This window comes from Pseudomonas sp. D47 (assembly GCF_045447305.1).
GTDB lineage: Bacteria > Pseudomonadota > Gammaproteobacteria > Pseudomonadales > Pseudomonadaceae > Aquipseudomonas.
In genome coordinates this window covers 1-237 of the sequence record NZ_JBJGXU010000228.1, presented here as the reverse complement: position 1 = coordinate 237, position 237 = coordinate 1, and the positions used below count along the sequence as shown (strand labels likewise).

At 56.5% G+C, this 237-nt stretch carries 1 protein-coding gene; it reads left to right on the top strand.

The annotated features are described in order from the left end of the window. Positions 1 to 237 (top strand): transposase (locus tag ACI77I_RS32330; protein WP_407000286.1); only part of this gene is annotated, 237 nt, incomplete at both ends.

The window sequence follows — 237 nt, the reverse complement described above, 5'->3', positions numbered from 1 at the left end:
GATGTCAGTGACTGCGCTGCCTGCCCGCTCAAATCCCAGTGCACTGGCGCCCAACGTCGCTATGTCTCACGCCATGCCCATGAGGAAGCCTTTGAGCGAATGGAGCAGCGAATGCTGGCCAACCGAAGATCCATTGTTGAGCACCCTTTCGGAAACCTCAAGCAATGGCTATTTGGGAATGGTCGTTTCCTGTTGCGCCAGTTGGAGGGCGCAAAAGCAGAAATGGCCTTGGCGGTG